This is a genomic window from Novosphingobium sp. GW835-FHT14H07 (genome assembly GCF_058793515.1).
Genome location: NZ_JBXAFX010000037.1, coordinates 1 through 13,838 on the forward strand (window position 1 = coordinate 1; position 13,838 = coordinate 13,838).

Sequence of the window (13,838 nt, forward strand, 5' to 3'; positions counted from 1 at the left end):
CACCTGCGCGCGATCAAATCGGAACGCTGCGCGGCATCAGATCGGAATACATGCGCGCCATCGTCGGAATCCGCACTCCTGGAGCTCAACCTTTCGCTGGTGGGCCTCGCAGTGAAGCGCACGGGCCAAGCTGGGATCACTGATATCGGGACCGGCGAACCCGACCTCGCCCTGCGCTCGCGTGCTTTGTTTAGCGGCATCGCCGCAGCCGCGCGCAACGAGGCCCTAGCGGACGCAATAGAGTCGCTCAATGATCGCCTTCATCCTTTCCGGCGGATCGAGGCCGAGGTCTTGCGCGACGCTGAACAGGAAGTCGCAGATCTCGAGGCCATGTTGATAAACTCACCCAGTCGGCAAACTGCGGTTGCGATGCGGCGTTATCATCAGCGCCGGATTTCTGCGGCGCCACGCCTCGTTGCAATGTTACAGCAAGCTCATCCGACCAGAAGCTGACGCCGATTGGTCATCGACTATTGCCAAGTCCCTGCAATCGCGCCATCTTCTGTTTAGGCAGCACGAACAGCTGGCATAGCTGCCCGGACTACAATTCCGCCAGGCATCAAGCACGCCTGTCCTGATGGACCGGTGGTCGGTCATCGCCACGTGAGGCCGGCACAGACCTGACTCCGAACGCAGTCGGCAACGACCTTGCCGGGCTGCCAGGATCATGCCGGCTTCGGTGCCAAGGTGTCTCCTACCAGATTTTCGCCTGCGCTGACGTCGCCACGCGACAGCACGCTCGACCAGGCGTACCGCGAAGAGCAGGCCAGGTTGAAGCGCTACTTCGATTGGAAGGCAGGGCCAGACGCATCCGCAGACCTGGTCCAGGATGTCTTTGTCAGGGCCTTGGGCAAAAGTCAGGGTGAGCGCCTGGAGAACCCCGCAGGCTATCTCTGGCGGATTGCCCAGAACCTCTTGATTGACACGTTGCGTGTTCGAAAGCGGCGAGGGCCGCAAGTCCAGTTCGACGAAGCGCAGCATTCGCCCGATCTTGCCGATCAGGCAGCGCTCCTTGAAGCTGCCCAGTTGCAGTTACGCTACGAGACGGCACTGGCGGCACTGCCGACGAGGACGCGCGACATATTCCTGATGCATCGGGTGGATGAACTGACCTATCAGGAGATAGCTCTGGCCACAGGCCTCACCCCTGCGGGGGTCGAATATCACATGTCAAAGGCGCTTGCACATCTTGCCAAACGTCTCGCAGTGCACAGGTGAGCCTTCAGCGATGAGTGGTGAGGGGGGAGCCGACAGCGAAGGCAACGCGGTCGCCACCGACGAGGCCGCGCTCTGGTTTGTCATATTGCGGGGGCCTGATCCAGATCGACACCGTGCCAAATTCGAGAAATGGCGCGACGCAAGCGAATTGAACCGGGCGGCGTTTGAGCAGGTGGCTGCCACATTCAAAGGAGCGGAGGTTCTCAAGACGTCGGCCGACCAGCGGCATCGTCCGCTGCCGCGTGTCCGTCCGGATACCCGCTCGTGGGTCCCGGTCGCACTTGCCGCAAGTGTCGCTGTCACCCTTGTCGCAGGGGCTGCCTGGGGACCTCTACTCAATTTACAGCAGCGGGCGTCAGATGGGCGTGTCACCACGTTCGCGACCGACCATGGCACAATGCGCACGGTGCAACTCGCGCAGGGTGCAAGCCTCGCGCTGGATTCTGCGACTGAAGTGCGCCTCGAGAACCAGGACGGGGATCCGGTCGTCACCGTGGTCAAGGGACGTGCCCAGTTGCGGTTTCGCGGCAGCACCACTGAATGGTTGGTGCGTGTGGGCGACAGCGAGATGACCTCGCGAAACGGCATCTTCGACGTGAGTTGGCGCGGTGAAGATGCGCCGTCTGTGCAGCTCTATGCGGGCGAAGCCAGAACGCGGCCCGTCATGCAAAGTGCAGCCTACTTCGTCAGCGGCGAGCCGCTTCCTGTCGGCCGGGCAGTGCGGCTTGCGCGAGGCAGGGCCGAGCCGCTGCGGCCGCGCTATGCTGCGGATGAGCGAGACTGGCCGCAAGGGTGGGTTCAGTATCGCAGTGTCCCTTTGTCTGACCTCGTGCATACCGTAAACCGCTACGCCGGAAAGCCCATCATTCTTTCGGATCCTGCCCTTGGCAGCCTTCGCATTTCCGGCCGCTTCCAGATCGTCGATCCATCCGCGGTTGCCCGAAACATGGCGCGCGTCTTTACCCTGACGGTCACGGAACGTCCCGAGGGATTCTACATCGATCGACCCTGAAAATTTATTTGCAATTGCAACTAGGGTCACGGCCAATCCCGACGTCATTGCCCCCATCGCCCGGCTGCTCTCGCGCAACCGGAGCAACGAGAATGAGGGAACTATCGATGACGTGCTCACCCAGTTTGCTTGGCGGCGCATGCGCCGTGCTGATCGCAATGCCCGCTCAGGCGCAAGAAGCGCGCTATGATTTCGAAATCTCCGAGACTGATCTCGGTGCAGCACTCATGGCTGTTGCCGCCAAGGCGGGGTGGCAGGTCTATGCTCCGGCCGAGGCTGTCAGCAGTCGTCGGGTCGAACCGTTACGCGCAAGGATGACAGTGGAACAGGCCGTGGCCAGGCTTCTGTCAGGAACTGGACTACAGGCGAGTTTCTCGAACCGTACGATCGTCGTTACCATGCCCGACAAGGCTGCGCTCTCTGGGGATGACAATGCGCCGATCGTCGTCACAGGATCATTGATCCGTGGTGCCGAAGTGGCAGCGCCCGTGATCAGGCTGTCGCGCGAGACCATCGTGGCTGCCGGGCAGACCGATACCGGCGAGGCCTTGCGGGCGATTCCGCAGAACTTTGCAGGTGGCCAAAACCCGGGGGTTGGAACAGGTGCGGGCCTGATCAATACCAACGTCAACTCGGCAGCCAGCGCGAATCTGCGCGGCCTCGGACCAGACGCAACACTTACGCTGCTCAACGGCCACAGGCTGCCCTACGATTCCGCTTTTGGTGGCGTCGATATCTCCGCCATACCAGTCGCCGCGCTCGAGCGCATCGAAGTTGTGCCCGACGGTGCCTCAGCCCTCTACGGTTCGGATGCCGTGGCCGGTGTCGTCAACGTGATCCTGCGGAGGAACTATAGCGGCCTTGCAACGTCAGCGCAGGTCGGTGCCGCAACCGATGGCGGCTATTTTCGCCAGCAAGCCGATGTCGTGGGCGGCACGCAATGGTCCACCGGCGGCGTCATGCTTGCTTACGACTATGCGCACAATTCCGCCATCTCTGCCGACCAGCGCAATTACGCATCCTCGCTCGACGCCCGGGCGTCGTTGTACCCGGAGCAAAGGCGGCACGCCGCGCTGATGACGCTTTACCAGGATTTGGGTGAGCGCCTCACTTTCAGCATGGATGTGCTCTATTCGAGGAGGACATCGCGTACGATCGGCGGTACCGCATCTTCGCGCTATTTGTTCGCGCCGCGGGTCACCACGTTTTCCATCGCTCCAGAGCTGCGATTGGAAGCAGGAGGTGACTGGAACATCAAGCTCCTGGGAGCCTTCGGGCGCGACCGCACTCGCTACCTTACGACCTTCACCCCCTCGGGTAGCACGCCCACGGTAACCCAGGGTTGCTACTGCAACGATGCCACTTCGGCAGAAGTCAATGCCACCGGCCCACTCTTCGCGCTGGCTGGTGGTCCCGCTCGCCTCGCCATCGGCGGCGGTTATCGCGACAATGGCATGAGCTTCACGCGGGTTGTCGGAGGGACGCTGGCACAGGCCTTCGATGTGTCGCGCCACAGCGTCTATGGATTCGGCGAAGTGTTCCTCCCCTTTGTTGCCTCGGAAAACGGCATCGCCGGGATCAAGCGGCTCAGCCTGTCAGCCGCCATGCGTTACGAAGACTACCCCGGCATGGCACAGGTTGCCACGCCACGACTGGGCCTGATCTACGCTCCAGTGCGCGATGTTACCCTCAAGGCCGCGTGGGCGCGCTCGTTCAAGGCGCCAACGCTGTACCAACAATATGTCGGGTACCAGGCCTACCTCCTGCCTGCAGCAGCCTTCGGCGCCGGCACAGGCGCCCAGGCGGTTCTCTATACCAGCGGCGGAAATCCTGTTCTCAAACCCGAGCGGGCGCGTTCGTTGACGGCCGGGTTCGTGATTAGCCCCGCTGCTTTGCCAAACCTGACCTTCGAAGCGAGCTATTTCGACATCCGTTATCGCGACAGGGTCGTCCAGCCCATTGCCGGTTCGATCGCAGCTGCCTTTACCGATCCTGCTTACGCTTCACTGATTGATCGCGATCCCGATGCAGGTCGACTGAGCCAGCTCATAGAAGGGGCACAGCTCGGTCTGCAGAACTTTACGGGCCGCGCCTATGATCCCGCCGCGGTCGTCGCGCTGGTCGACAATCGCAATCTCAATGTCGCCATTCAGAACATCAAAGGGGTCGATGCGTCTCTCGGTTGGCGCAAGGACCTGGGATCGGGTCGTTCGCTCACGGCCAATCTTGCCGGCTCGTGGCTCGACAGCGGCCAACAGGTCAACGCGGCGTTGCCCGAGGCCGATCTTGCGGGGACCCTGTTCAATCCGCCGAAGTTCCGCGGTCGCGGCAGCGTCGCTTACCAGTCGCGTGAGGTTCTGGCGTCGGCCTATGTCAATTACACCGGTGTGCTTGCCGACCGCCGCTTCGCGACGCCTGTGCGCATTGCATCACAAGCGACAGTCGATCTTGCGCTCCGTTATACCGCGATTGCCGGTGTAGGTGACGAACCGGGTCTGGCCCTCTCGCTTGTCGTCAACAACATCGCCAACAAGAAGCCGCAGATCATTCGAACGACGGGGCCGACCGACACACCCTATGACTCGACCAACTTTTCTCCGATTGGCCGCTTCGTGGCCCTCGGCGTGTCGAGGCGATGGTGATGATAGCCGGCGCGGCGCTCATATTGGCTCAGGCTGTCATGCCCGGGGTTTCCGTCCCCGAAACGTCTGCAGCAGTCGACCCTTGCCTGTCGCTTGAAGCGGAAGCCTTGAGGCCAGGCAAGGACAAGGGCAACGAGCTCACCTCCGGCGATTTGGCGACCGTAGCCGATATCGGGCGTTCGGATCCCAACGAATCTGCCAGCCCATTTGGTGTATCGCCCGACGGGAAGCAGATCGCCTTCGTTGTTCGCCGGGCCAATCCGCAAGCCAATGCCTTCTGCCAGAAGCTGATAGTCGCGAGCTTGGTCAGGGAGGGAGCGCCGCCGCGAGAGATTGACCGGGGCGGCGCTTTCATTCGGGCAACCTTTGCCTTGCGCAATTTCCCGGTTGTCGGCGCGGGGTACGCTCAGGTCATCACCCCGCGCTGGTCTCCGGATGGCCAGCGTATTGCCTTTCTCAAGCGCATCTCGGACCAGACCCAGGTCTGGTCCGTGAACCTGGCCGGCAACGCTCCGGCGAGGCAAGCAACGGCACTACCCGATGATGTCGAGGATTTCCGCTGGAGCACGGACGGGAAGGCACTCATCGCGCAAACGCGGCCATCCATGCGTGAAGCGAACGCGCGGATTGCAGCCGAGGCGCGGACAGGCTTTGTGTTCGACGATCGCTTCTCGCCGCAGTTTGCGGATCGTCCCTTGCCCACTGGGCCGATGGTCATGTCGTATACCGCGGTAGACGATGCTGGTCTTATGCGACCTGCCACTGATGCCGAAATCGGTGCCTTCGGGAACCAGCGCGCCACTCCAGGCGACGAAATCCCGGTCGGTGCGCGGGGTTTTACAAAGAGAGCGGATGGGGGTGCAGCCTGGATAGAAAGCAAGGCCCCCGGTCGATTGATCGCGCCGACCCGCCTTGTCCTGCGACTGCCAGGCGGTGCAACCCGGCTTTGTGACACGGCGCTCTGCGACGGCGCGCGGCACCTGTGGTGGTCAGCCCGTGACCTTTACGTGCTGCAGAAGACCGGATGGGGGCAGAGCCAGACGGGCTTGCTGCGTTGGAACGTGTCCTGGCCCCGCCCGAAGCGCGTTTTCGTGACCGAGGATTCGTTGATCGGCTGCACGATGCCCGGGCCGGAGCTTGTCTGCGCGCGCGAGAGTGCCGCGCGACCGCGCCGCCTCGTCGCGATTGATCCTTCGACGGGTCGTGAGCGCCTGATCCACGATCCGAACCCCGACTGGTCGAGGTTCAGACTTGGCGCGGTCAAGCGGTTGCGGTTTCGCAATGCCTATGGTGTGGAAAGTTTCGCCGACCTCGTGCTCCCGCCGGATCACAGGCGAGGGCAGAAGCACCCCCTCGTTGTCGTCCAGTACGGCAGCGACGGATTCCTTCGCGGCGGCACCGGTGACGAAGTCCCTGTCCAGGTGCTCGCGGCGAAGGGATTTGCGGTGCTGAGCTTTGCCCGTCCAGACTTTCCGGCCTGGGTCATGGAGGCAAAGGACGAGCGGGAACTGCGGGCGCGCAATCGTACGGCCTGGCTCGATCGCCGAAGCGTGCAGTCCTCGCTCGAGATGGCCATTGCACAGGCCATCGCCACTGGCGCTGCCGATGCGGACCGGATGGGGATCAGCGGGTTCAGCGACGGGACCTCCACCACCCAATGGGCCCTGATCCATTCGAAGCTGTTCAAGGTCGCGAGCCTCGGCGCGTGCTGCGAGGATATGTTGTCCTATCCTCTGGCGGCAGGCCCCTATTTCGAGAGGTTCGGGCGCGAAATGGGCTATCGCTTCTTCGAGGCAGACGCCCCGGATTTCTGGAAGCCGATGTCACTGGTGCTCAACGCGGACAGGATTGAGGCACCGCTTTTGGTCCAGACCGGCGACAGCGAATACGAGGCGGGTCTCGATGTGTTTGCTGCCTTGCGCAAGCAGGGCAAGGCGATCGAAATGATCGTGCTGGACAACGAGCCGCATTTCAAATGGCAGCCAGCGCACCGGCTTGCGATCTACGAGCGCTCGGTCGACTGGTTTCGCTTCTGGTTGATGCACGAGATGGATTGCTCGCCCGACAAGCGCGATCAGTACGAGCGCTGGAAGGCCATGCCAGGCGCGCCTGCGCCTGCTGCTCTTCGCTGCGAATGACCAGATGGGGAATTTTGAGCCACGCTGGAGATCAAGGCTGCCAAGAGCGCGCCCAAGCCTCAGCTTCGACAAAGTCCAGCAGTCGATAGATTATCGGGTCTTCTCCATGTGGGTCGCTGGCTATGGCCTGCTCAATCGCGACTGCATCGAGTAGTCCGTTGGCCATCAGCAGACCCCCGAGAAGCATATCCCGGATCAGCGCCCGATTCTGAGCGAAGATAACGCGCATGGCGCTGTCGGGACCGGCCTTGGACACACGGCGTACGATGGCACCGGGCAGTTCTTGCGAGAACGCTGCACGGGCCAGTGCCCGATTGATTCCGCCTTGGCACCAGATCCATGTCGGGATCGACAGGCATAGCTCGACGAGGGGTTGGCTCATCAAGGGTGAGAACTGCAACGGGTCGGCAGGACCGTTGGCGGAATGGATGAAGTTCTGCGTCCGCAGCAACAATGCCAGGTGATCGACCTTTCCCGGATGCTTGAACGGAACCGCCTGTCCCGGGTCTCCTATTGCAGCCGGCGCGTCACAGGCGGGCACATCACTTGCAAGCAATCGCCGATCAGCCATCCAGGCTGCAGATCGAGCTCCTCGCCGCGCCCGCAAAGCCAATGCGCGTGCCATGCCTGGCAATGTCGTTTGCGAGATCCGACACATGTCGAGATAAGTTGCTGCCGTGCTGCGCGACAGGCCTTCGTTGCGCCAACGGTCAAGGATCGGCGCCGGAGAATGTAGATAGCAGAACAGATTATCGCCGCCATTGCCATCGAAGACCGCGCTTGCCCCAAACCGGCCAACGGCTTCGATTGCTTGACGCCGGACTTCCTGCATGAACGCCTTGCCCGAGGGGCGCGCAAATCCAAGCGAAACCGGAACGGTCAGATCGACCATGCGGGGGTCGTAGCGGGCCTCGATGGTTTCGACGCTCAACGCATTGGCAAGCATCCGCACAGGCACGCGCTCGTCGCCGCTGGGATCGCCCGTTGCAATCGTCAGGCAGGCGAAGTCCTGACCGGTTGTCGCAAGCGCGGCGGCGATCAACGAGGAATCGACCCCGCCCGAGGCTGATACCAGCAGGCGGCCAGATACGCTTCCCCACGCTTGCATGACGCGTTGTGCCGTCGTGCGCAATTCAACGGCCAGTTCGTCAAACGGTCGGGTCTCTCTGTCCGGCATGAAATGGCTGGCTTGCCACATGGCGACCGACGTTGCGCCTTCCTTAGTCCACGACGTCATGTGTCCAGCGGGCGCTTCTTCGATGCCGGTAAGACAGGTTCGCTGACCGCGCCAATCCGGCCGTTGGAGATGCGAGGCGAGGTCAGACCAGGAAACGCTCGCTTTGGTAACGGAGTGCGTATGCAGCAGCGTCGGGTCGCTCATGCAGGCCTGGCCCTCGGCCGTCTCCGACCGGAAAACTGGCAGCAGTCCTGATGGGTCCGGGTAAACGCACAAATGCGGCCCGTCGATAAGAAGGGCTGCGTAGGCGCCCCAATATTCGCGCGTAAGCCATGTCGCGCAGCTTGATGCGTCAGGAGACTGCAGGATTTCTCGGGGCAAGCGAGTGACGCGTCGGCCGGTTGTCCTCTCGAAGAGATAACCGATCACGACGCCGCGTTCGCCAGTGTCCAGAACTTGCTCCTCGTGCTCGGCCCACAGGCGAGGACCATCCGGTCGTGGAACGCGGCCCGGCCAACCGGTCGACAACTCGATGCGCTCGATGTTGTCCGCACTGGCTTTCGGCCAGGTCAACAGGAAGCGGACCGGTTTCACAGGATCAGGATCGGTTTGTAGCGTGCCGCCTCTTCCACGCTTTCGTTAAGTAGGAGGTGACCGGCCTGCACCCAGCAATGGGCGGCAAAGGGCCTGAGCTTGACGCCAATGATGACCTGACAAGCGCATCCCGATTTCGCCATCAAGCGCGCAAGCGCGATCGAGCGGGGCAAGCATCGGTCGACTGCGCTTCGAACAAGCCCAGCGTCCTCGAAGGCCTTCAACAGTGCGGCGTGTTCCGCACCGAAAGGTCTGCGCGCGTGCCGCGAGCACAGCACTGAACGCAACTCTGACAGAACCATGTGCAAGCCACGGCTGGCCAGCCTGCGCTCGATAGCACGCTGGTCCCAGAGCGCGCGAGCGATCAGGGAAGGCGAGAAGCCGCATCCCTGCAGATCGGCGGCCTCTAGGGGATGGATGCCACCCCCTTGTGCGCGAAGTGGAGCGAGTGAAACGAACTGGTCAAGTCCTGCTGACTGAAACGCGGGGGCAAATGCCACGCCATTGATCAGACTGGCGAGAAAAGCGGCATTGGCAGTTTCCGGCAACCGGAAGTAGTGGTCGCGAGCCAGATCGAGGAACAGCGCCGTATCTTCGATGACGCAGAAGCTCAATGCGGGGAGGGGAGTGGTCATGGGAAACTGCGCCGAAGGGCGCATGCCCTGAAACTGGGACATGCGCCCGAGCCGGTCACTCGGCAGCGATGCCGGGGAGGAACCGGAGGTTGCCACCGCTGACGTCGAGTTCGACGATCGCTTGGCCCTTGGTGGTGGTCGAGGCTTCACCCAGATCGATCAGGGTGTCCTCGCGGGGAATGTTCTCGGTCATGATCTTCATCCTTCTTGGCTAAACGCGACTCCATTGTCGCAGGCCAAGGATGATCCCGACCGGCATTGCCAGCCATTTTATAATGGCTTTATTTTGAGCGGCTTGGGACAGGGATATGAAATGACCGGGACATGAAACGGATCGTTGGGGACCCACACCGCAGCCTTTAGCTTTTCGGCCTGGACATGCGCAGCGGCGACCCGGTCACTCAGGAGCAGAAGCTCGACGCAAATCAATTGCATCATGGCCCCGCAACTGCTCGCAAGAGAAACATACTTCTTGATAAATTGCCAGAATACAATGCGTTGAACAAAATCCTTATTGGTGCATCGCGGGCCGATTGCTGCTACGCTGACGGCACGATGCGCACCGGTCTCGATCATCTTCCAGCACAAAAGCAACGTGAGCTTGAGCGCGTCGTGCAACTTGTTTTCGAGGAGTTCGAAGACAGCTTTGCTCTCGCGCGCCGCGAATGGAAGAAGCAGGGCCGGATCCTGAAGGTGGTGCTTTACGGCTCATATGCGCGCGGCGGCTGGGTCGACGAACCCCACACCGCCAAGGGCTACAAGTCTGACTACGACCTGCTAATCATCGTCAATGACGCGCGGCTGACCGACCGGGTAAAGTACTGGTCACGGCTCGATGAGCGCCTGATGCGAGAGTACGGAGTGACGGGCACGCTCAAAACGCCGGTCAACTTCATCGTCCACACGCTGGGCGAGGTGAACGATGGGCTGGCGCACGGGCGCTATTTTTTCATTGACGTCGCGAAAGATGGCATTGCGCTCTACCAGGCGGACGAGGAGGAACTGCATCAGCCCAAGCCCAAGACACCGCAGCAGGCGGTGGCAATGGCGCGGGAGTATTTCGAGGAGTGGTACCCCGCTGCTACCAAGCGATATGAGGGCGGCCGTTTCTACTTGGATAAGGGATATTGGAACGACGCTGCTTTCGACTTTCACCAGGCAGTTGAGAGATTATACCACTGTGTCCTTCTCACGGTGACATTCTACACGCCACACGTGCACAACCTTGGCTTCTTGCGCACCCAAGCCGAGCGGCTCGATCGGCGGCTCGTTCATGTCTGGCCGACGGACAACCGCAAGCAGCGCGGGATGTTCGAGAAGCTCAAGGAAGCCTATGTGAAGGCCCGATATTCCAAGCATTACCGGATTTCTGGCGAGGAACTGGCCTGGCTCGCAGAGCAGGTCGAGGAACTCGGCCGTGTTGTCCACGCAATCTGCTCAGAGCGCATAGCCGAACTCGAATCGCAGGTCCGGCCGCAGACGGCCTGAGCCGAGATTTCGTTGATTGGTCCCGACAGCGTTTGACTTAGCTCGCTGGATCGAGTCAGATGCTCCTCGCGCAATTCCTCCCGAGCCGGCACGCCTGTGGAGGCGTGAATGTTTCGGTATCTGGCACTTGGTCTGGCGGCCCTCGGATTTGCCCCGTCAGCTCATGCGCAATCTGTCGAGCTGATGGTTTTTGCGCCAGCAACATCTGCTAATGTTGACGACCTGCGCAAATCAAAGTCGGCTTCGGGGTCCAGCAGTCCTGTAGACGAGGCACTACGCTTCTTTCTCCGCACCACAGCCGATCCGCGGACGACAACAGCGCAGCATCAACTTGTCTATTCCTCCTGTCCTTCCGCGCCCTATGCTCCGGCACCCTGGCTCTCTGCCAAGGTCGAAGGACGGCGGCGGATGCTTTACGCCGCTATCGCGAGAGCGGCCTGCGAATCCGGCATTTCGCCAAGTCTGTTAGAGGCGGTGGTCGCCCAGGAGTCCGGTTACAGAACACTGGCTACCAGCGGGGCAGGCGCCAAAGGGCTGACCCAACTCATGCCCGGAACAGCCGATGCGATGGGGGTTGCAAGGCCATTTGAGCCGATGAGCAATTTGCGCGGCGGAGCCCGCTATCTGCGCAATCAGCTGGCCCGGTTCCGCAGAATTGATCTTGCATTAGCAGCGTACAATGCAGGTCCAGAGCGTCGGGCGCTCAGTGAAGGCCGCATTCCAAACATCAGCGAAACGAAGGCATATGTTCGATCAGTTCTTAACAACTGGAAGAGGATCGCCAAGCACGCCCTTCACGGCGAAATTTTACAGCGACACACGATGGTAGTGGGCAGTCCATCAACCGGGAGGGCGGCTGTTCTGGCGACTTTCAAATAGCTGGGCTCTCCCGGTGTATGGCGATGATTGCGGACGATCCGGAAGGGCAGCTTACGGACCGCGAAACCGGGTTAGCGGCCGTTTAAACGAGGCGGCGCCAACGGTGGCTGTCGACCAGATTAAGCCGTTCCCTCACCCCTCAGTCAGAGGCTGTTTCCGGATTGAAACCCGTCATTCCCGTCCATCAAATGGGTCGACAGCAGTATCCCCACTGTCAACACGCATAGGGGCTTGCATTTGGCGGTGCCGCCGTCCAATAATAGAGCGGTAATTCTAATAAAGAGGGGCGGCATGGAATCTCGGCGTAACGCAATCAAGCTGGGGCTGACCGCTACGTTTGCTGCTTCAACCTCGATGGTCGCCGCAGCGCCAACGCGCCGCGCGTCAGCCCTGCGCGCACAGGCTGCTGACGAGCCCGTATGGCCACGCGGGATTGAGGGTCAGCGCAAGGCCGATCTCGGCGATGGTCGCTACCTCAACCCTGTCTTGGCAGGCGACTATCCCGATCCATCTGTCCTGAAGGACGGCGACGATTATTACATGACCCACTCGTCGTTCGATTCGGCACCGGGCCTGCTGATCTGGCATTCGCGCGATCTCGTGAATTGGCGCCCGGTCGGCTCAGCCCTTCCCAAGCCGCTGGGCACGGTCTTTGCGGTTGATATTGCCAAGCATGGCGATCGCTACTTCATCTACATCCCCTTCATGCAGGCGCCGTGGTCGCCGCCACTGGCGAGTTTCGCCAACATATACGTCATCCACGCCCCGTCCATGGAGGGCCCATGGAGTGAGCCAGTTGACCTCAAGATTGGTGGGCTGATCGATCCCGGCCATGTGGTCGGCGAGGATGGGCAACGTTATCTGTACTTCAACGAAGGCAAACGGGTTCGCCTGTCGCCCGATGGCCTTGCCACGGCCGGACCGATCGAGACCGCCTATGAGGCGTGGCGCTACCCCGACGACTGGATCACAGAGGCATGGTCACCGGAAGGTCCCAAACTGTTCCGTCGCGGCGACTACTTCTATCTGGTCAACGCCGTCGGGGGCACGTCCGGCCCGGCAACCGGGCACATGGTGGCCGTGGCACGTTCTCGCTCCATCCATGGCCCGTGGGAGGCATGCCCGCACAATCCTGTCGTGCGCGCGCAGTCTGAGCAAGATTTGTGGTGGTCACGCGGTCACGCAACCTGTGTCGAAGGGCCGGACGGTCGCTGGTTTATGGTCTACCATGGGTATGAGCGCGGCTATCACTCGCTCGGCCGTCAGACCCTGCTCGAACCGATCGAATGGGGGGAGGATGGCTGGTTCCATGCGGCAGGCGGGGATCTCTCGCGCCCCCTGCCAAAGCCGGCGGGGGCACTCGTGCCACACGGGATGGCGCATTCTGATCTATTCCAGCAAAATGCCCTTGGCCGGTTATGGACCTTGTATGCCAGCGGGCCGCAAGACGCGTCGCGCGTCACGGTGGCAGACGGCGTCCTTACGCTGGCGGCGAAGGGCCACAGTCCGGCGGATTGTTCGCCACTGACGCAGTTGGTGGGTGACCGCGCTTACGAGATACAGGTAGAGGTGGAACTTGTCGGCCTAGCACAGGGTGGGCTGCTGCTGTTCTTCGATGACAGGCTGTTTCTTGGCATGGGGATCGACGGCCAAAGGATGATAACCTATCGCGGTGGCAAAGCGGCCTACTGGCAGGAACCCGCTCCGGCCACACACCGTCTGTTCCTGCAGATCACCAATGATCGCCAGACCGTGACCTTCCACTACAGCACGGACGGCCAGACCTGGACGCGCCATGCCGTGCGCACCTATGTCGAGGGTTACAACGCCAACACCGTCGATGATCTGCTCAGCCTGCGACCTGCCCTGTTCGCAGCCGGCTCGGGCCATGTCCGATTCCGGGACTTCAAATATCGAGCCCTTTGAAGAGTAGGCATGAGGGCAAAGCATTAGACGGCAGTTGCTGGCCGGAACTGTCTTTCGCAAAGGGTTTGGTGCGTGGCAGCTTTGTCCCACGAGGCGGCGTTTCGCTATCGGCAGCATCCGACCAACATA

The 13,838-nt window shown here is 61.5% G+C and carries 11 protein-coding genes; 8 read left to right on the plus strand and 3 right to left on the minus strand.

Annotated elements, in window-relative coordinates:
- The 5 genes from AC1Q5P_RS20090 to AC1Q5P_RS20110 form a co-directional block, all read left to right on the plus strand.
- Positions 1 to 453: hypothetical protein (locus tag AC1Q5P_RS20090; protein WP_492519878.1), on the plus strand; the 453-nt coding region annotated here is incomplete at its 5' end.
- A 234-nt stretch (positions 454 to 687) separates the two neighbouring features.
- The gene (locus tag AC1Q5P_RS20095; protein ID WP_039335492.1) at positions 688 to 1,218 is read left to right on the plus strand and encodes an RNA polymerase sigma factor; all 531 of its coding nucleotides are present in this window, start codon (positions 688 to 690) and stop codon (positions 1,216 to 1,218) included.
- Between the two features lie 10 nt (positions 1,219 to 1,228).
- Positions 1,229 to 2,230, plus strand: coding sequence for a FecR family protein (locus tag AC1Q5P_RS20100; protein ID WP_492519879.1), 1,002 nt, complete (start codon positions 1,229 to 1,231; stop codon positions 2,228 to 2,230).
- A 107-nt stretch (positions 2,231 to 2,337) separates the two neighbouring features.
- Positions 2,338 to 4,872 (plus strand): TonB-dependent receptor domain-containing protein, encoded by a 2,535-nt coding sequence (locus tag AC1Q5P_RS20105; RefSeq protein WP_492519880.1) that lies wholly within the window; start codon positions 2,338 to 2,340, stop codon positions 4,870 to 4,872.
- Between the two features lie 38 nt (positions 4,873 to 4,910).
- The gene (locus tag AC1Q5P_RS20110) at positions 4,911 to 7,010 is read left to right on the plus strand and encodes an Atxe2 family lasso peptide isopeptidase (RefSeq protein ID WP_492519881.1); all 2,100 of its coding nucleotides are present in this window, start codon (positions 4,911 to 4,913) and stop codon (positions 7,008 to 7,010) included.
- Positions 7,011 to 7,041: 31 nt separating this feature from the next.
- Here the strand turns inward: AC1Q5P_RS20110 and AC1Q5P_RS20115 are convergent, their stop codons facing one another.
- The 3 genes from AC1Q5P_RS20115 to AC1Q5P_RS20125 are packed head-to-tail and all read right to left on the minus strand — an operon-like array spanning position 7,042 to position 9,609.
- The gene (locus AC1Q5P_RS20115; RefSeq protein WP_492519882.1) at positions 7,042 to 8,781 is read right to left on the minus strand and encodes an asparagine synthase-related protein; all 1,740 of its coding nucleotides are present in this window, start codon (positions 8,779 to 8,781) and stop codon (positions 7,042 to 7,044) included.
- On the minus strand, positions 8,778 to 9,416 hold the full coding sequence (locus tag AC1Q5P_RS20120) for a lasso peptide biosynthesis B2 protein (protein WP_492519883.1): 639 nt from the start codon (positions 9,414 to 9,416) through the stop codon (positions 8,778 to 8,780). The genes AC1Q5P_RS20115 and AC1Q5P_RS20120 overlap by 4 nt, the downstream gene beginning before the upstream one ends.
- Before the next feature lie 55 nt (positions 9,417 to 9,471).
- Positions 9,472 to 9,609 (minus strand): benenodin family lasso peptide, encoded by a 138-nt coding sequence (locus AC1Q5P_RS20125; protein ID WP_492519884.1) that lies wholly within the window; start codon positions 9,607 to 9,609, stop codon positions 9,472 to 9,474.
- 362 nt (positions 9,610 to 9,971) lie between these two features.
- On the opposite strand from AC1Q5P_RS20125, the gene AC1Q5P_RS20130 reads away from it, so the two are divergent.
- The 3 genes from AC1Q5P_RS20130 to AC1Q5P_RS20140 all read left to right on the plus strand — a co-directional run bounded on the left by AC1Q5P_RS20130 (position 9,972) and on the right by AC1Q5P_RS20140 (position 13,709).
- Positions 9,972 to 10,904: a HEPN domain-containing protein gene (locus AC1Q5P_RS20130; RefSeq protein WP_492519895.1), complete on the plus strand. Its 933-nt coding sequence runs from the start codon at positions 9,972 to 9,974 to the stop codon at positions 10,902 to 10,904.
- Between the two features lie 108 nt (positions 10,905 to 11,012).
- On the plus strand, positions 11,013 to 11,783 hold the full coding sequence (locus AC1Q5P_RS20135; RefSeq protein WP_492519885.1) for a lytic transglycosylase domain-containing protein: 771 nt from the start codon (positions 11,013 to 11,015) through the stop codon (positions 11,781 to 11,783).
- Positions 11,784 to 12,074: 291 nt separating this feature from the next.
- The gene (locus tag AC1Q5P_RS20140) at positions 12,075 to 13,709 is read left to right on the plus strand and encodes a family 43 glycosylhydrolase (RefSeq protein ID WP_492519886.1); all 1,635 of its coding nucleotides are present in this window, start codon (positions 12,075 to 12,077) and stop codon (positions 13,707 to 13,709) included.
- Positions 13,710 to 13,838 lie beyond the last annotated feature (129 nt).